Source organism: Hymenobacter sp. DG25A, assembly GCF_001280305.1.
In the GTDB taxonomy this organism is placed as follows: Bacteria; Bacteroidota; Bacteroidia; order Cytophagales; family Hymenobacteraceae; genus Hymenobacter.
Genome location: NZ_CP012623.1, coordinates 3,456,158 through 3,472,843, shown reverse-complemented (window position 1 = coordinate 3,472,843; position 16,686 = coordinate 3,456,158). Strand labels below are relative to the sequence as shown.

Below are 16,686 nucleotides of genomic sequence, written 5' to 3'. Positions count from 1 at the left end.
AACCGCAGCGGCTTTTGTGTGCCGTATTACCAGCTCTGCTAAAACCGATTGGTGATGCCGAAGTGGATTTTAGAGGCCCCCAGCGCCAGCGCCTGCCCTTTGGCCCGGCCCACGGAATACACAAACTGAAATACCCCGGCGCCGGTACGGAAGCTCAGGCCGGCGCCCAGGCCGGTGGGGTTGTTGGTACTTTGGGCACCCACTATATCCTGCTGCAGCATTCCCTGATCGGCAAACAGGAAAACGTACGCATCCTGCCCGGTATACTGCCGAAATTCCACCGTGCCCACGGCATACTGGTTAGCGTAGAAATTCAGCTCGTTGAAGCCCCGCAGGGTAGTGAGGCCGCCCAGACGGAACAGGTCGTTGAGGAACAGGCGCTGGTTGAGCAGCATCTCGCCACGCACCCGCGTGAGTACCACCCCGTTGCGCCCTACCCGGAAATACCGCTCCGCGCGCAGGCCCAGCGTGGTTTGCGTGGAGCGCAGGGGCAGGCGCTGGTAGAGCGTGTCATTGAGCTCGGAGTTTTTGAAAATGCGCTTGTTGCCGATGGCGGCCTGCGCCGTCACCAGCACGCCCTGGCGGGGGAAATACAGGTCATCCAGGGTGTTCCAGGAGTAGTCCAGGCCGTAGGAGTTGTATTCGGTGTCGATGTTGGGGGGCAGCGTGGTGCGCTGGCGGAAGGTGGAATCGGCCAAGAGGCGGGAGCCACGCCGCTCGGTGAAAAAGGCAATGCGCCCGGCCCTGGCCATGGGGTAGGTGACCTGCACGCGGGGCCGGATAGTTTGGAACGCCTCGTTCTGCCGGTACAGATTAAAGCTGCCGCTTACCTCCAGCGGCGTGCCGAAAAATCCCGGGTGCACGTACTGCGCATCCAGCAGCTGCGAAAGGGCATCAACTTTGCGCCACTGCAGGCCCAGTTGTTTGCCGCCGCCGCGCAGGTTGCGCAGATTAATGGTTACGTCACCGGTGAGCTGCACGCGCTTTTGGGTGGGGCCGGGCGCGGGGTTGGGCAGCACGCCCACAATGGCATCAAACTGGTTGGCGGGACGGTCTTCCAGCAGCAGGTATACGCGCGCTTTACTTTGGGCAAAGCGCACTTCGGGGTTGGCCTTCACCCGCAGATAGGGCAGCTGGCGCAACAGCCGTGCCGCCGCATCTACGCGCTGCTGACTGTAGGGCTGGTTGGGCAGAATCTGCAGGTACCGCATCAGGAACTGCTTGCGCGTTTTGGTGGCGCCCACAATCTGCAGGGAGTCGAAATACACCACCGGCCCGCGCTCCAGCACTACCCGGCCGGCAATGTCGCGGCCCGTGAGCTGGAACGAATCGAGGCGAACGGTGGCGAAGGGGTAGCCCTGGTTTTCGGCTTCGGCAAGAATGCGCTGCTGCAGGCGCACCCAGTCGGCGGGCACAAAGGGCTTGTTGGTGAAGAACCGCTCCCGGTAGCCGGCGCGGGTTAGCAGGGCGTCGCCGAGGTTGCCGTTACGCAGGCGGGCCCAGCGGAAGGGCTCCCCCACGTACAGGCGCACCCGTACGGTATCAGCTTGCCACTGCAGCGTGTCGGCGGAGGCGGTGAGGTAGGCATCGTTCTGCAGGCTGAGCACCAGGGCCCGCACTTCGCGCAGCACGGCCAGGGAATCGGGCAGCAGGCGGCGGTAGCGGTAGCGCCGCACCACGGGCTGGTCGGTGGCTTCGGTTTCCAGTACCAGTGTGCGTGGCCGGGCCTGCACAGCGGTCCGCTGGCGGGTAGTGTCAGGAGTAGTTTTAGGAGGCAGCGGTGGAGTAGCCAGGCCCGGCACGTTGGGTGCTGCCGGCGAAATCTGCGCCCACGCGCTACCGGAGCCGCTCAGGAGCAGCCAGCAGCATCCCAGAAAAAGCAGTAAGCGCACGGCCATGACGGCAAGTAAACGCAAAACCGGCGGTTTCGTGCCAGGAACAATAAGACAGCGCCGGGAAATACTGAATCTGTATCCAGACAGGCAGCTGATGTGAGGACTAGACTATATTGCCGCGTTTTGTAGCCATCCTATTCTCAACTACTAAAAATGCCCCGAGCCATCAATCCTATTGAAATTCCTGAAGTAAGCTTTACCTCCACCGGCGAACTGCTCATTACCGCCTCGGCTACCTCTTCCAAACATGACTTTGATTTTTATGAAGGCCAGTGGAAGCTGCATAACCGCAAGTTGAAATCCCGGTTGGCGAACTGTACTGAATGGATAGAGTTTGAATCGACGCAGGAAATGCATCGGGTTTTGCAGGGCCTGGGAAACATCGATAATTACCTGGCTACGTTTGATGGTGTGCCATTTGAAGGAATGTTGGTCAGGCTTTTCAACCCTACTACCCGGCTCTGGAGTATCTACTGGGCTGATTCCAACGCCGGCCGGTTAGACCCGCCCGTGGTTGGCTCCTTCGATCAGGACGTTGCGCATTTCTTCACCAAGGACATTTTTGACGGCCGGGAAATTCTGGTCATGTTCCGGTGGGATGCCCGGGACAAAGAAAATCCGGTGTGGAGTCAGGCTTTTTCTGCTGACAACGGCCAATCATGGGAGTGGAACTGGTATATGCACTTCAGCCGAATGAACTCCCAGGCCCGGTAAGCTTCTATTTATATACTATCCTCAACGCTTGCACCTTATGGACCACAACCCTACTGCCGTCGCCTTGTTCGATAAGCTGGCCAATCAGTACCAGGCCAGGTACATGCAGCAGGAACAGTATCATGCTTCCTTCGACGCTTTTTGCCGCCGCGTTGCTAAGCCCAACCCAGCCGTTCTGGAAATTGCCTGTGGCCCCGGCAACATCACCCAGTACCTGCTCCGTCAACGCCCCGATTTTCAAATCCTGGGTATCGACCTGGCTCCGAACATGCTGGCGCTGGCCCGGCAGAATAACCCCACGGTGGAATTTCAACTACTGGACGGACGGCATATCAGTCAGCTCGACCGGCAGTATGATGCCATTATGTGCGGCTTTTTTCTGCCCTATCTTTCCAAAGAAGAAGCTGTAAAGCTCATTCACGATGCGGCCGCGCTGCTGACCGAAGATGGGACGCTGTATATCAGTACCATGGAGGAGGACTATAGCAAGTCGGGCCTGCAGTATTCCAGTTCCGGCGAGGCTTTGTACATGTATTTCCATCAGGCCGATTATCTTCTGGAAGCCCTTACCGAAAGTGGGTTCAGGGACATCGAAGTGCAGCGCCTGACTACGCCTGGTCAGAACGATACTGTCACCACGGATCTGCTGATTCTGGCCGGCAAATGAAGGCAGGCCGCTGCTGGCTGCCCCCATTCTCCCCGGCTCAAGCGTTATCTTTGTACCCCGCAACGCCCCAGGCACCCTGCCCGGCCGCTGCGGATTGCTTCATGCCCGGACTCTACCTCCATATTCCCTTCTGCAAGCAGGCCTGCCACTACTGCGACTTCCATTTCAGCACCTCCCTGGCGCTGAAAAGCCGCCTGGTAGAAGCCATTGGCCAGGAACTGGCCCTGCGCCGCGACTACCTGGGCCCGGATGCCGTGCTGGACACTATCTACTTCGGCGGCGGCACGCCTTCCCTGCTCACGGCCGCTGAGCTGGACTTCATCCTGGAGGAAATTCACCGCCATTTCCGGGTAGCAGAAGGGGCTGAAATTACCCTGGAAGCCAACCCCGACGACCTCACGGCCCTGAAAGTGCGGGAGCTGGCCGCCTCCCCCATCAACCGCCTCAGCATCGGCCTGCAGAGCTTCCACGAGCCCCACCTGCGGCTGATGAACCGCGCCCACTCCGCCGCCGAATCGGAAACGGCCGTGCGGCTGGCCCAGGACGCGGGCTTCGAGAATATTTCGGTGGATCTGATTTACGGCGTGCCGGCCCCCGACCATAGCATCTGGGAGCAGGACATGGCCCGGGCGTTTGCCCTGCAGGTGCCGCACCTTTCCTGCTACGCCCTTACCATTGAGCCCGGCACGGTGTTCGGGCATCAACTCAAAAAAGGCACGTTTAAGGCCCCACCCGATGAGTTTGTGGCCCAGCAGTTTGAGCTGCTGCTCACGCAGATGCGCGCCCACGGCTACCAGCAGTACGAAATCAGCAACTTCTGCCAGCCCGGCCGCGAGTCGCGCCACAACTCCGCCTACTGGCGCGGGGTGCCATACCTGGGCCTGGGTCCCAGCGCCCACTCCTTCAACGGCAGCAGCCGGCAGTATACTGTGGCCAACAACCCGCAGTACGTGGCCGCCGTGCTGGAGCGCCAGCAGGTGCCTGCCACCGTGGAAATCCTCTCCCCCACCAACCGCGCCAACGAGTACCTGATGACCAGCCTGCGCACCGCCCAGGGCTGCGACCTGCGCCACCTGCGCCAGCACCTGGGCGTAGACCTGCTCGGCACCCACGCGGCCTACCTGCAGCAGCTCCAGGCCACCGGGCAGGCCACCATCCGCCAGGAGGTGCTGCAGCTCACGGACCAGGGCAAGCTGCTGGCCGATCAGATTACGCTGGAGCTGTTTCAGGAGTAAGCCGGCGGGGCAACGTATTGGTCTTCAATCCCTGGAAAATTGGCCGTACGTCGCGTCCGGTTTTCCCGTACATTGAGGCAATGAACCGCCTGATTGATGCCCTCGTGGACGATGCCGACTTCTTCGTCGAGCATGTTCAGCTTACCGCCATTGTCTTCGACAACACCAACGACGTGACCCTGTGGGCTACCACGGTGTTCGACGATGACCTGCATTTTTTCCATCTGGGCCTGGAGTTTCAGGCGCTTGATGTGATTCTGCGCCTGGCCGGCCCGCGCGCCGAGGCCCTGCAGGAACAGGTAGCCGATGCCCTGGCTACCGTAACCGACTGGCCCTGCCTGCTGGAGTACAACACCGAAGCGTCGCCGCCCGTGGTGCTGCCCGATGTGGCCCTGAAGCTGTCCTGCACCTACCCCGCCGACACCGACGAGGACGACGAGGAAGCCATGCCGCACAACATCTTTTACCTCGAAGACATCTACCTGCGCCTCGAGTCATAAGCCTGCCGCTATGATGTACCTGATTCCCGGGCTGGGCGCTGATGAGCGGGTTTTTCGCAACCTGCTGCCGCTGCTACGTAGCCCGGTAAAGGTACTTCCCTGGCTCACGCCTCTGCAGCAGGAAAGCCTGCCGCATTACGTAGCCCGCATAGCCGAATTAGTGGATTCCACGCAGCCTTGTCTGGTAGTGGGCGTATCGTTTGGCGGGGTGGTGGCGCTGGAGTTATGCCGGCTGCGGCCGCTGGCCGAGGCAGTGCTGATATCCAGCATTCCGGATGCCGGCTGCCTGCCTCTTTCGCTGCGCGCTATCCGGGCTTCCGGGGTGTATAAGCTGGTGCCGCCCCAGTTGCTGAAGCTGTTCCCGCGCGCCGGGCAGTGGTATTTCGGGGTGCGTAACGGCGAAGAGTACCGCCTGTTCAAGGAGATTCTGGGCGATATGGAGCCCCGCTACACCCGCTGGGCCATCGACCGGCTCCTGCACTGGGACAGCACCGATACCGGCCGCTGCCTGCAGATTCTGGGCACGAAAGACCGGGTATTCCCACCCGGCCCCGCTCCCGTAGATTATCTTATCCAGGGTGGCGGCCACTTCATGATTCTCAGCCACGCCCTCGAAATCAGCCATATTTTAAATCGGCTGGCCGAAGCCCAGGCCACCGGCACCAACGCCGAAGCCCCGGTGCCGATAAGTCTGTAATTGGGGGCTGTTGAGAGTTAAAGTTAGCCAGCATAAATCGGTCGTCCTGCTGAGCGAAGCCCAAGCATCTCGCTCCCGCCGTTGTTGAGCAAAGTACGTCTTTACAAAAAGCCCGTCATGTCGAGCGCAGTCGAGACATCTCGCGTGCTGAGGTTGTGGTGCTAATCATTGTATACCACACTAGCGAGATGTCTCGACTGCGCTCGACATGACGTTCTTTTACTTTGCATCTTCCTAATTCCGCCACCGCCCCCATGCTCGCCACCTACCCCTATCAAAACCGCACCTTCACCTTCAACCCGGCCGCCCCGCTGGATATTTCCCTGCCGCTGGCTCCCGGCGAAAACCAGGTGAATTGCTTCTGGGCTGAGCCGGTGCAGTTTGATGTTATCCGGGTAGGCAGTTTTGTGGGCAGCGTGGCCGATGGGGGTAGTACCAACTACAAGCGCGTACACGTAACCCCCCACGGCAACGGCACCCACACCGAATGCTACGGGCACATCTCCCCCGATCCGGCAGCCACTCTCAACCGTTGCCTACGCCGCTTCCTGTTCGTAGCCCGGCTGGTATCGGTGCAGCCCCGCCCCCAGCCCAACGGCGACGAGGTGGTCATGCTGGCCGACGTGCTGCGCGAGCTGAACGCCGGACCCGATGCCGCCATTCGCCCCGAAGCCCTGATTCTGCGCACGCTCCCCAACCACAAGTCCAAGCGCAGCCGCCAATACTCCGGTACCAACCCCACCTATGTAGAGCCTGCCCTGGCCCAATACCTGGCTGAGCACCACATCGAGCACCTGCTGCTGGACCTGCCCAGCGTAGACCGGGAAGAAGATGCTGGCCAGCTGCTGGCCCACCACGCCTTCTGGCAGTACCCGCACGCCACCCGCCACCAGGCCACCATCACTGAGCTCATCTTCGTGCCCGATGAAGTAGAAGACGGCCTCTACCTGCTCAACCTGCAAATCACCAGCCTGGAGCTGGACGCCAGCCCCAGCAAACCCGTGCTCTACGCCTTAGGCAGCACCTCAGCTTAAAGGCCCTGACCACCAACCTCCTCTGTCATCCTGAGCAAAGCGAAGGACCTTCTCACGCTAGAACGAGTCGTTACAACGATTATCGTTTTGGCGTGAGAAGGTCCTTCGCAAGCTCAGGATGACACAACTTGAGGGTTAGCTGAGAGTATTTGAGGGGTAAATAGGAGTGCACCTCTCACCGCAATGCAGAAAGGGACAGCCCTTGCGGACAGTCCCTTTCTGAAAAAGCGAAGCTTAAAAAGCTTACTTGTTGTCTTCAGCCGACTCCGTAGCCGAGGTGTGAACCTCAGCGGCGTCTACCGCTGCGGGCAGAACCGATACGAAAGAACGGTCTTTGCGGCCCTTGCGGAACTGCACGGTACCATCAATCATAGCGAACAGGGTGTGGTCCTTGCCGATACCCACGTTCTGGCCGGGGTGGTGCTTGGTGCCACGCTGACGCACGATGATGTTGCCGGAAATGATGGCCTGGCCACCGAAGATTTTCACGCCCAGACGCTTGGAATGCGACTCGCGGCCGTTGTTGGAAGAGCCTACGCCTTTCTTATGTGCCATGGTATTTTGAACTTTTAGCTACCAGCGGTTGGCTGCTAGCTGATGGTCTGAGGAAAGCCCAGCCGGGAAGAGAAAGCTACTGACCAGAGGCCGCTAGCTTACCGCTTTCCTTAGCCGATGCTGTTGATCATTACTTTGGTGAACTGCTGACGGTGACCGTTCAGCTTCTTGTATCCCTTACGGCGCTTCTTCTTGAACACCAGGACTTTGTCGCCCTTTACGTGCTCCAGAATAGTACCCGTTACGGCTACGTCCAGCAAGGGCGCGCCGATGGTCAGCGTACCGTTGTCATCGGTCAGCAGGGCTTTGCCCAACTCCACCTTGTCGCCGACGTTGCCGGCCAGTCGGTGAGCGTATACAAATTTATTGGCTTCGACCTTGGTCTGCTTGCCAGCTATGTTGACGATTGCGTACATCGGCGTCTTCGCGGTTTCTGAAAAATGGAAGGCAAAAGTACAAGTACGAATCTACAATTCCAAACCTAACTCGTTAATCATCATTATCCCTACCCGGCCCGGCGCCCTCAGCCCTACTTATGAGGCTCCCGCACAGAGCACGCGAATAACATTTTTGTGGATAATTATGATTGTCCACACCTCATTTGTGGATAACTTTTGTAAAATCCCTGCTTTTTGGTATTTCTCGGGGTATTTTCCAGCTTTTGCCGTTGTGGACAACATTCGGGGCATACACAAAAATTAACAGAGAAAAAACGGGCTCGGGGGGCGCGGCTCCCGAAACTGCGGTTTATATTTGATGCTCCGGGGTTGGCAGCTGCCCGCCGGATATTCCAAAACATTCCGGTTGCCACGAAGTTGAAAACCACGACTTCCCCGGCTGTTCCGGTCTTAATTCGCTACTCAAACCTTGCCTGCTATGGAACCTTTGCTCGTCGAAAATCCCAACCGCTTTGTACTGTTCCCCATTCAGCACGATACGGTGTGGCAGATGTACAAGAAAGCCGAAGCCTCCTTCTGGACGGCCGAGGAAATCGACCTGAGCCAGGACCAGAAGGACTGGGAAGCCCTCAACGATGGCGAGCGGCACTTCATCAGCCACGTGCTGGCTTTCTTCGCTGCCTCTGATGGCATTGTGAACGAGAACCTGGCCGTGAACTTCATGCAGGAAGTGCAGATGCCCGAGGCGCGCTGCTTCTACGGTTTCCAGATCATGATGGAAAACATCCATTCGGAAACCTACTCCCTGCTGATTGACACCTACATCAAAGACCCCAAGGAAAAGGACCGCCTCTTCAACGCACTGGAAACCGTGCCCTGCGTGAAGAAGAAAGGCGAGTGGGCCCTGAAGTGGATTAACTCCGAAGACTTTGCCGAGCGCATCATTGCCTTCGCGGCGGTGGAAGGCATTTTCTTCTCCGGCTCGTTCTGCTCCATCTTCTGGCTGAAGAAGCGCGGCCTCATGCCGGGCCTCACCTTCAGCAACGAGCTCATCAGCCGCGACGAGGGCCTGCACTGCGACTTCGCCTGCCTGCTCTACGAGAAGTACCTGGTAAACAAGCTGCCCGAGGCTCGCGTGCACGCCATCATCCGCGACGCGGTGCAGATTGAGCAGGAGTTCGTGACCGATGCCCTGCCCGTGAACCTGATTGGCATGAACGCCAAGGCCATGTCGCAGTACATCGAGTTTGTGGCCGACCGCCTGCTGCAAAGCTTGGGCTACAGCAAAATCTACAACGCCACCAACCCCTTCGACTTCATGGAAATGATTTCGCTGCAGGGCAAAACCAACTTCTTCGAGAAGCGCGTGGCCGAGTACCAGAAAGCCGGCGTAATGAGTGAGCGTACCGAAAACGCTTTTTCGCTGGACGAGGATTTTTAACCGAAGCCTTCCAGAAGTACAGAAGCCCTCTACCCCCCCTGTCATCCTGAGCCAAGCGAAGGACCTTGTCACGTTAGCACGAGTCGTAACAACGAGTATCGTTCCAGCGTGATAAGGTCCTTCGCTTGGCTCAGGATGACAGTTTGCTTTAAGCGAGAGTTAATTATCTGCTCTATGCCCTACTATACCTACATCACTACCAATCCTGCCCGTAGCGTACTGTACATCGGCATCACCAATAACCTACGCGACCGGCTGGCGCAGCACTACGAAAACCGGGGCCAGCCGCAGACCTTTGCCGGGCGCTACTTCTGCTACCACCTCATCTACTTCGAAGAGTACACCGACAGCCAGACCGCCATTGCCCGCGAAAAAGAGCTAAAAGGCTGGACGCGCACCAAAAAGAATGCCCTCATAGCCACGCAGAATGAGCAGTGGGAGTTTCTCATGCCAGGCTAGATTGCCAGGATGGGTTGCCAAAACTTCTCCTCCATCAACTCCCCCTTACAGCCTAACTCAACATTCTGCCCCACATGTGTCATCCTGAGCTTGCGAAGGACCTTCTCACGCTAGGGCGAGTCGTTGTTACGCTTGTCGTTCTAGCGTGATAAGGTCCTTCGCAAGCTCAGGATGACAGAGAGAAAAATGGCGTGGAAAATTTAGTAGCTGAGTTGGAAGAATAGTCATCTTTCAGAGAGGGGAAGCTGCCTGACTCCGCCTCCCCCGCCCTACCCTGTTGTACCAAATTCCCCACTCCCGCGCAACCCGAATTTCCGCTTGCCTTCCCCGGCAACATAGCGCGGCGCCGATACAAAAACCTGCTGAATTGCACTGATTTAAGGCAATGTGGAAAACTTCTGAAAAGAAGGTTTGTCCTGCCCGTGGAAGACCGATAACTTCCGGAATCAATCTGCTCCGTGAGCGGCGGATTGCGCCTCTTGTTAGAACCTTCGGCTGGCTCTGCGCAGAGCAGCCCCATCCTATCCAACCTCATAACCTGCTACGTCTATGCTGGTACTCAAACGCGACGGTCGCCGCGAATCCGTGAAATTCGACAAAGTCACGGCACGCATTGAAAAGCTCTGTTACGGGCTTAACATGATGTTCGTATCGCCGGTGGAGGTGGCCAAAAAGGTCATTGATGGCATTTACGACGGCGTAACCACCGTAGAGCTGGACAACCTGGCCGCGGAAACCGCCGCCTCGCTCACCACTAAGCATCCCGACTACGCTATTCTGGCGGCGCGCATTGCCGTGAGCAATCTGCACAAGGTTACCTCCAAGTCGTTCAGCAGCACCATGAAGCGGCTGTACACCTACGAGGACCCCAAAACCGGCGAAAACGCTTCCCTCATTGCCAAAGACGTGTGGGAGGTAATTCACAAGCACGCCGCTACCCTGGACTCGGCCATCATCTATGACCGGGACTACAGCTACGACTACTTCGGCTTTAAAACCCTCGAGCGGAGCTACCTGCTGCGCGTAGACGGCAAAGTGGTAGAGCGACCCCAGCACATGCTCATGCGTGTCGCCATTGGCATCCATAAGGACGATCTGGAGTCGGCTATTGAGACCTACAACCTCATGAGCGAGCGGTGGTTCACGCACGCCACGCCTACGCTGTTCAACGCCGGCTCGCCCAAGCCCCAGCTCAGCTCCTGCTTCCTGCTCACGATGAAGGACGACTCCATCACGGGCATTTACGACACCCTGAAAAACTGCGCTCAGATTTCGCAGTCAGCCGGCGGCATTGGCCTGAGCATTCACAACGTGCGCGCCACCGGTTCCTACATCAAAGGCACCAACGGCACCAGCAACGGCATCATCCCGATGCTGAAAGTGTTTAACGACACGGCCCGCTACGTAGACCAGGGCGGCGGCAAGCGCAAAGGCGCCTTCGCCATCTACATTGAGCCCTGGCACGCCGATATCTTCGACTTCCTGGATCTAAAAAAGAACCACGGCAAGGAGGAAAACCGCGCCCGCGACCTGTTCTACGCCCTCTGGACGCCCGACCTGTTCATGAAGCGCGTGGAAGCCAACGCCGACTGGACGCTGATGTGCCCCAACGAGTGCCCCGGCCTGGGCGACACCTGGGGTAAGGACTTCGAGCGCCTCTACGAGAAGTATGAGCGCGAAGGCCGCGGCCGCAAAACCATTAAGGCGCAGGAGCTGTGGTTCTCTATTCTGGAAAGCCAGCAGGAGACCGGCACGCCCTACATGCTGTTCAAGGACGCTGCCAACAGCAAGAGCAACCAGCAGAACCTGGGCACCATTAAGTCCTCCAACCTGTGCACCGAGATAATGGAGTACACCGACGAGAACGAAATTGCGGTGTGCAACCTGGCCTCGCTGGCGCTGCCGCGCTACCTCAAAGAAGAAAACGGCACCGTGATGTTCGACCACGACAAGCTGTACGAGGTAACGTACCACGCCACCAAGAACCTGAACAAGGTAATTGACATCAACTACTACCCCGTGCCCGAGGCGGAGCGCAGCAACCGCCGCCACCGCCCCATCGGGTTGGGTGTGCAGGGGCTGGCCGATACGTTCATTGCGCTGCGCATGCCCTTCGAGAGCGACGAGGCAAGCGGACTGAACAAGGACATCTTCGAGACCATCTACTTCGCGGCCATGACGGCCTCCAAGGACCTGGCCATGAAGGACGGCGCCTACGAAACCTTCCAGGGCTCACCCCTGAGCCAGGGCAAGTTCCAGTTTGATCTGTGGGGCGTAACGCCCGACTCCGGCCGTTGGGACTGGGATACCCTGCGCCAGCAGGTAATGGAGCACGGCGTGCGCAACTCCCTGCTGGTAGCGCCCATGCCGACGGCTTCTACGGCCCAGATTCTGGGTAATAACGAGTCGTTTGAGCCGTATACCTCCAACATTTACGTGCGCCGCGTGCTGAGCGGCGAGTTTATGGTGGTGAACAAGCACCTCCTGAAGGACCTGGTGAAGCTGGGCATCTGGAACGATCAGATGAAGACGGCCATCATTGCCGCCAACGGCTCGGTGCAGGACATCCCCAACATTCCGCAGCACATTAAGGACCTGTACAAAACGGTGTGGGAGATTTCGCAGCGCCGCATTATTGATATGTCCGCTGACCGGGGCGCCTACATCTGCCAGAGCCAGAGCCTGAACCTGCACGTGCAGAACGTGAACTTCGGCAAGCTCACCAGCATGCACTTCCATAGCTGGAAGAAGGGCCTGAAAACCGGCATGTACTACCTGCGCACCAAAGCCGCCGCCGATGCCATCAAGTTCACGGTGCAGAAGCAAGCCGCCGAAACCCTGGAGCCCATGAACGTAGCCGACCAGGCCGCCGCCATGGCCTGCTCCCTGGATAATCCGGACGCCTGCGAGGCGTGTGGCTCTTAACAAGCCCTAACTAAATATAAAAAACGAGCCCGGATATTAAATAAATCGGGCTCGTTTTTTATTTGCCTATATGATTGGAAAAGTTTCATTACTTATTTTAATAACAAAAACAATGTTTTCATTTTTCAAAAACAAGGAAGACAAAAGCAAAAAGACAGAAGCACACCTGATAGATGAGCTAGCGCCTTTGACTGAATTCTCCCATGAAGAGTTTGAAAAAGCAAAACTCAAAGCACGTATTGCTTTTGTAGATGATGAAGAAGTAAATTATGTTAATCGTTTACAAAAAGATGGATACAACGTTGCATATTGGGAAGACATAGAAAATATAGATGATTTTGCAAATAAAGGATACAATGTTGTTGTGTTAGATATACAAGGTATTGGCAAAACCATTTCCGAGTCCTCTGAAGGCTGGGGAATTCTTAAATATTTAAAGAACACGTATCCGCATATTGTAGTAATAATGTATACCGGAGCAGATTGGTCTATAACCAAATTCAAAAACCAAGCTGACCAAGCAGATGATTTCATTGGCAAAGACTTTGATTATCTCGATTTTAAATACACACTAGATACAAATATCAAAAAAGCCTTTTCAAATAAATATCATTTAGAAATAAATAAGCGTGAATTAATGAAAGTAATCAAAGGAACTGATTCACCTGACGAAATTATTCAAATCCTGCAAAAATATGGCAAAGATAAAGAATTAGCCATAAAGAAGGTAAAGGAAGTAACCAGCAATGGAGAAGTAATAAAAACCGCTAGTGCGTTTTTATCGTTAGCAAAAACAATATTTGATCTTGCTAACTAATAATCATTATTTATATGAATCAGGTTTTTACAACAATTTCAGTATCATCTTCTAAAGTTAAAATAACCGGAGGCTGTATTATTGGCCCTCCAAGTGAGTACCTACACACTCGTAACCAAGATGCATTGTTGAAATTTTATTCCCAGCTATTAATTGAGAATAAAATCAACGAAACACCACGAATAGGAATTGATTGCCTTGGATTTAGCTATATAATATATAAAAGCCTATGTTATATAGGCTTGATTATTTCCTCTCAAAAAGGAAAAATGCCTAACAAGGTAGTTAAAAAATATTCTGACAATATTTTTAGCGACATCTATATCAAAGCAAGAATAGTTGATGATTATAAAATTATCAACTTTGAAGAATACATACCAATAAGCCTAGTCACTGGCAATATTCACGAGCTACGTGGATTAAACTCAAAAATCGTATCAAGTGTAGATGAGCTTATCGACTTTAAAAGCGAAAAAGATTGGGAATCTTCTTTTGATAAAGCCGATAAAAACCACAAAAAGATATATGTAGCATCAAGATTAACACGATTTATATTAGACAAACTAAAATTAACTAGACCGGACTTTTTTGAAACTGCAAGAATAAATACAGACAAAAATTTTGAAATACAGCGCTCTGTAAATAAAATAGTTAAGATATTCAGAAACGATTTTAAGAACAAACACCTTTACTCCGAAGGCTTCACAAATCAAAATATGCCTGGCGAAAAGGAATATTTTGAAATTTTATTAATGATACTTATAGAAAATGCTATTAAATACTCAATTGATCTTGTAAGGCTCTATCCAAGAGTTAGAATACAGGAAACTATGCGGCGGGGTCAAAAAGTAACAATTACAGTATCTTCCTATGGGCAACTTATACCTAAGGAAGACAAAGAGAGGATTTTCGAGCCTGGGTTTAGATCTAATATCAATCGTTCAATTGCCTCTGGCACTGGAATGGGATTAACTAATGCTAGAAAGCTAGCTGCATTGTTTAATTGCACTCTTACGTATGATTGCGAATATCCTGTTGAGCAAGGCATTAATGCTGGATGGAATGACTTTAAAATTACATACATGCTGAATAGATAAAAAAGCATGTGTTTTTAGTGGTATGCACCCATATTAGAGTATATGTCATGCGCTACTCTCACTCCTCCTAATATTTGAGTAGATTTTGAAGTATATGGCCATCGATGCTGCTTTACACTCAAAAAGAAAGGCCCGCAGTTTTGCGGGCCTTTCTTTTTGAGTGTAAAGCTCTTAAGACTTAGCATACGGGAAGTTGCGCGACACCTTGCGCATCATGCGCTCTACCAGGTCGTCGGTGGAGGAGCCGAGGCCATCATCCATGGTCTTGAAGAAGCGCCACAGCAGTTCGCCGTTGCTGCCTTCGTTCAGCTGGAGGAAGAGCGTGCCGGTGCCGGTTTTGCCGCCCATGCCGCCTACCAACAGAGCCGTAGCAAGCGCGGCACCATCTGACTTGGTCTGCTCCTGCTCAAAGCGGCCACCCAGCACGGCATCCACGCCGAGGATTTTGGCCAGCTCGTCGCGCGTCATTTCATCCAGCTTATCCATCACGCCGGCTTTCTTCAGCAGGATGTTGGTTTTGTCTACGTCCTGGAAGCTAACGGTGTAGTTGTTGGCTTTGCGAAGCAGGAAGGTATACAAGCTAGCCTGGATAGACTTGGACATGGATTTCTCCTGCTCCCGGTTAGCCTCGGCGCTGAAGTTCTTCGGCTGCTTTTTGTAGGTGATTTTGGTTTCGAAAGGCAGGATAGCTACCGTCTTGTGCTTGGCAATTTCGGTCTTCAACTTGGGGCTTTCGAAGATTTGCTTCGCGCTTTCGAAGCCTTGCGCATAAGAGAATGAGATGCTCAGAGCGAGCAACGCGGATAGATAGAATTTCTTCATGTTTTGTGGTGTGGAATAGGTTGTATTGGCGAAAGATAAAAGATGATATTATCAAATCAATATATAATACCAAAGCACCCTGCCGGCTGGTGGGTGGCGGTGGCTGATGCCTGCCCGGGACTAGCTGCTGCCAGGCTGAGCAAGGCCGCGTAGCCGCCACTATACAGGAACAAAAAAAGGCTTCCACCGCAGTGGAAGCCTTTTTTATAGATAACGGGCTGCTACTAATGGCGTCCCTTGCCGTGCCCTTTTCCATGGCCACGGCCGCCGCCATAGTAGGCACCGCGGGGGGCGTAGTACACGGGGCGGGCCGGCACCACCATCACGGGGCGGGGCTGATAATAGTAGTGCTTAGGGCCTTTCGCCTTTTTGGGGTGATGCACTTCGCGCACCACAATGACGGGGGGCGGCGCCGGGCGGCCAATATTGATGGTAACCTGGGCGCTGGCTGGCGTAGCGCTAAGCCCCAGAATAGCTGCTACCAGAAAGGCAGCGAGAGAGAAGATTTTCAGCATATACAAACGGTGAAGGACAGGGAGGCAAAATACACCTCGACAGTGCTCAAAAAACACGCCAAAACGCCGCCGTTTTAGCCGCTCCCCACCCTAAAGTTCCCGGAACCCCCATAGCACCCCGGAAAACGCAACATGTTAGCCCCGGCCCTAAACCAGTTCGGGTCAGATACCCAACCAAGTTGGTATCAGACCCGAGCTAATTCCCCTTAGGGGGCTATCTGGTAATTTCCTGTTCTACGCAGGCGCAGCGGAGCGGCGCATGGCCGCAGCCACCCCGGCCTTAGTAAACAAACCGGCCCAACCGACGACGGGCGGCAGCCGAAAGCGAAGTAGCAGGACGAACAGAAAGGGCGGAGGAAGCAACAAAACGTTTCATGACTCAAAAAGAAAAAATGTGAATTGACTTGATTTATAAAATACAGGCGCTGAGCCGCTTAGTAAACAAAGCGTCCCAAACGGCGGCGGGCAGCAGCCGACAGCGAAGCAGAAGGTTTCAGGGAACGAGCGGAGGAGGAAGTGAAGCGTGACATGGCTGAAAAGAGAAAGAGAGTGGATGAATGATTGCTGGTTTGGATCAGGTCCGTACTGTGCGTTTCTGAACATCACTGCGGCGAACCTGTATAGTAGTACCCAAGCCCCGTGCCAATGTTATAAGTTATTGATTATCATATATTTATAACGAATATCAGCTACACCCACTCCGTAAAAAACGTCCGTAATCAGGCAGACTGTCCGTTTTCGTACACTCCTGACCCGGGCAATGCAGAAATCCGGCTTTTACTGGTGTTTTTTTTTTCGGGGCTGGCCGCGGCTGGGCGGCCGCGAGGTAGCCCTGGCAGTAAAAAAGCCGCTTATAGCGGCTTTAATAGCATCTTTTCAATAATCAGTAATATATATATAAGCCCACAGGCAACC

General features: G+C 54.6%; 16 protein-coding genes. 11 read left to right on the top strand and 5 right to left on the bottom strand.

Going from position 1 to position 16,686, the window contains the following annotated elements; translation table 11 throughout:
• Nucleotides 1-38: 38 nt before the first annotated feature.
• Entirely contained in the window at nt 39-1,898 is a 1,860-nt protein-coding gene (locus tag AM218_RS14945) for a BamA/TamA family outer membrane protein (RefSeq protein ID WP_054414708.1), read from the bottom strand.
• A 150-nt stretch (nt 1,899-2,048) separates the two neighbouring features.
• Between AM218_RS14945 and AM218_RS16605 the strand changes: the two genes are divergently transcribed.
• The 6 genes from AM218_RS16605 (at nt 2,049) to AM218_RS14915 (ending at nt 6,742) form a co-directional block, all read left to right on the top strand.
• Nucleotides 2,049-2,609, top strand: a complete 561-nt coding sequence (locus AM218_RS16605) for a hypothetical protein (RefSeq protein WP_082318259.1) — start codon at nt 2,049-2,051, stop codon at nt 2,607-2,609.
• A 37-nt stretch (nt 2,610-2,646) separates the two neighbouring features.
• Nucleotides 2,647-3,276 carry a class I SAM-dependent methyltransferase gene (locus tag AM218_RS14935; protein ID WP_071843809.1) on the top strand — a complete coding sequence of 210 codons (630 nt, stop codon included), beginning with the start codon at nt 2,647-2,649 and terminating at the stop codon, nt 3,274-3,276.
• Between the two features lie 101 nt (nt 3,277-3,377).
• Complete coding sequence (gene hemW / locus AM218_RS14930) at nt 3,378-4,511, top strand: radical SAM family heme chaperone HemW (protein WP_054414704.1); 1,134 nt, start codon at nt 3,378-3,380, stop codon at nt 4,509-4,511.
• A gap of 80 nt (nt 4,512-4,591) precedes the next feature.
• Complete coding sequence (locus tag AM218_RS14925) at nt 4,592-5,011, top strand: hypothetical protein (RefSeq protein WP_054414701.1); 420 nt, start codon at nt 4,592-4,594, stop codon at nt 5,009-5,011.
• Between the two features lie 10 nt (nt 5,012-5,021).
• Nucleotides 5,022-5,708 carry an alpha/beta fold hydrolase gene (locus tag AM218_RS14920; protein WP_054414699.1) on the top strand — a complete coding sequence of 229 codons (687 nt, stop codon included), beginning with the start codon at nt 5,022-5,024 and terminating at the stop codon, nt 5,706-5,708.
• A gap of 224 nt (nt 5,709-5,932) precedes the next feature.
• Nucleotides 5,933-6,742 carry a cyclase family protein gene (locus AM218_RS14915; RefSeq protein WP_316937422.1) on the top strand — a complete coding sequence of 270 codons (810 nt, stop codon included), beginning with the start codon at nt 5,933-5,935 and terminating at the stop codon, nt 6,740-6,742.
• Between the two features lie 243 nt (nt 6,743-6,985).
• Here AM218_RS14915 and rpmA read toward each other — a convergent pair whose 3' ends face one another.
• The gene (gene rpmA / locus AM218_RS14910; RefSeq protein ID WP_054414697.1) at nt 6,986-7,297 is read right to left on the bottom strand and encodes a 50S ribosomal protein L27; all 312 of its coding nucleotides are present in this window, start codon (nt 7,295-7,297) and stop codon (nt 6,986-6,988) included.
• A gap of 110 nt (nt 7,298-7,407) precedes the next feature.
• On the bottom strand, nt 7,408-7,713 hold the full coding sequence (gene rplU / locus AM218_RS14905) for a 50S ribosomal protein L21 (RefSeq protein WP_044510541.1): 306 nt from the start codon (nt 7,711-7,713) through the stop codon (nt 7,408-7,410).
• Nucleotides 7,714-8,173: 460 nt separating this feature from the next.
• On the opposite strand from rplU, the gene AM218_RS14900 reads away from it, so the two are divergent.
• The 5 genes from AM218_RS14900 to AM218_RS14880 all read left to right on the top strand — a co-directional run bounded on the left by AM218_RS14900 (nt 8,174) and on the right by AM218_RS14880 (nt 14,434).
• Nucleotides 8,174-9,136: a ribonucleoside-diphosphate reductase small subunit gene (locus AM218_RS14900; RefSeq protein ID WP_071843808.1), complete on the top strand. Its 963-nt coding sequence runs from the start codon at nt 8,174-8,176 to the stop codon at nt 9,134-9,136.
• 174 nt (nt 9,137-9,310) lie between these two features.
• Nucleotides 9,311-9,595: a GIY-YIG nuclease family protein gene (locus AM218_RS14895; protein ID WP_054414695.1), complete on the top strand. Its 285-nt coding sequence runs from the start codon at nt 9,311-9,313 to the stop codon at nt 9,593-9,595.
• A 549-nt stretch (nt 9,596-10,144) separates the two neighbouring features.
• Nucleotides 10,145-12,520, top strand: coding sequence for a ribonucleoside-diphosphate reductase subunit alpha (locus AM218_RS14890; protein WP_044510545.1), 2,376 nt, complete (start codon nt 10,145-10,147; stop codon nt 12,518-12,520).
• A gap of 70 nt (nt 12,521-12,590) precedes the next feature.
• Entirely contained in the window at nt 12,591-13,337 is a 747-nt protein-coding gene (locus AM218_RS14885; protein ID WP_054414694.1) for a DNA-binding transcriptional response regulator, read from the top strand.
• A 14-nt stretch (nt 13,338-13,351) separates the two neighbouring features.
• Complete coding sequence (locus tag AM218_RS14880; RefSeq protein WP_082318258.1) at nt 13,352-14,434, top strand: sensor histidine kinase; 1,083 nt, start codon at nt 13,352-13,354, stop codon at nt 14,432-14,434.
• A 171-nt stretch (nt 14,435-14,605) separates the two neighbouring features.
• Here the strand turns inward: AM218_RS14880 and AM218_RS14875 are convergent, their stop codons facing one another.
• Together AM218_RS14875 and AM218_RS14870 are read right to left on the bottom strand one after the other, a co-directional pair.
• Nucleotides 14,606-15,256 (bottom strand): hypothetical protein, encoded by a 651-nt coding sequence (locus tag AM218_RS14875; protein ID WP_054414692.1) that lies wholly within the window; start codon nt 15,254-15,256, stop codon nt 14,606-14,608.
• Between the two features lie 224 nt (nt 15,257-15,480).
• Nucleotides 15,481-15,771, bottom strand: a complete 291-nt coding sequence (locus AM218_RS14870) for a hypothetical protein (protein ID WP_052430506.1) — start codon at nt 15,769-15,771, stop codon at nt 15,481-15,483.
• Nucleotides 15,772-16,686: the final 915 nt, after the last annotated feature.

Coding starts and splice junctions, on each gene's coding strand:
- AM218_RS14945 (WP_054414708.1), bottom strand. CDS start 1,898: ATGGCCGTGCGCTTACTGCTTTTTCTGGGATGCTGCTGGCTGCTCCTG.
- AM218_RS16605 (WP_082318259.1), top strand. CDS start 2,049: ATGCCCCGAGCCATCAATCCTATTGAAATTCCTGAAGTAAGCTTTACC.
- AM218_RS14935 (WP_071843809.1), top strand. CDS start 2,647: ATGGACCACAACCCTACTGCCGTCGCCTTGTTCGATAAGCTGGCCAAT.
- hemW (WP_054414704.1), top strand. CDS start 3,378: ATGCCCGGACTCTACCTCCATATTCCCTTCTGCAAGCAGGCCTGCCAC.
- AM218_RS14925 (WP_054414701.1), top strand. CDS start 4,592: ATGAACCGCCTGATTGATGCCCTCGTGGACGATGCCGACTTCTTCGTC.
- AM218_RS14920 (WP_054414699.1), top strand. CDS start 5,022: ATGATGTACCTGATTCCCGGGCTGGGCGCTGATGAGCGGGTTTTTCGC.
- rpmA (WP_054414697.1), bottom strand. CDS start 7,297: ATGGCACATAAGAAAGGCGTAGGCTCTTCCAACAACGGCCGCGAGTCG.
- rplU (WP_044510541.1), bottom strand. CDS start 7,713: ATGTACGCAATCGTCAACATAGCTGGCAAGCAGACCAAGGTCGAAGCC.
- AM218_RS14900 (WP_071843808.1), top strand. CDS start 8,174: ATGGAACCTTTGCTCGTCGAAAATCCCAACCGCTTTGTACTGTTCCCC.
- AM218_RS14895 (WP_054414695.1), top strand. CDS start 9,311: ATGCCCTACTATACCTACATCACTACCAATCCTGCCCGTAGCGTACTG.
- AM218_RS14890 (WP_044510545.1), top strand. CDS start 10,145: ATGCTGGTACTCAAACGCGACGGTCGCCGCGAATCCGTGAAATTCGAC.
- AM218_RS14885 (WP_054414694.1), top strand. CDS start 12,591: ATGATTGGAAAAGTTTCATTACTTATTTTAATAACAAAAACAATGTTT.
- AM218_RS14880 (WP_082318258.1), top strand. CDS start 13,352: ATGAATCAGGTTTTTACAACAATTTCAGTATCATCTTCTAAAGTTAAA.
- AM218_RS14875 (WP_054414692.1), bottom strand. CDS start 15,256: ATGAAGAAATTCTATCTATCCGCGTTGCTCGCTCTGAGCATCTCATTC.
- AM218_RS14870 (WP_052430506.1), bottom strand. CDS start 15,771: ATGCTGAAAATCTTCTCTCTCGCTGCCTTTCTGGTAGCAGCTATTCTG.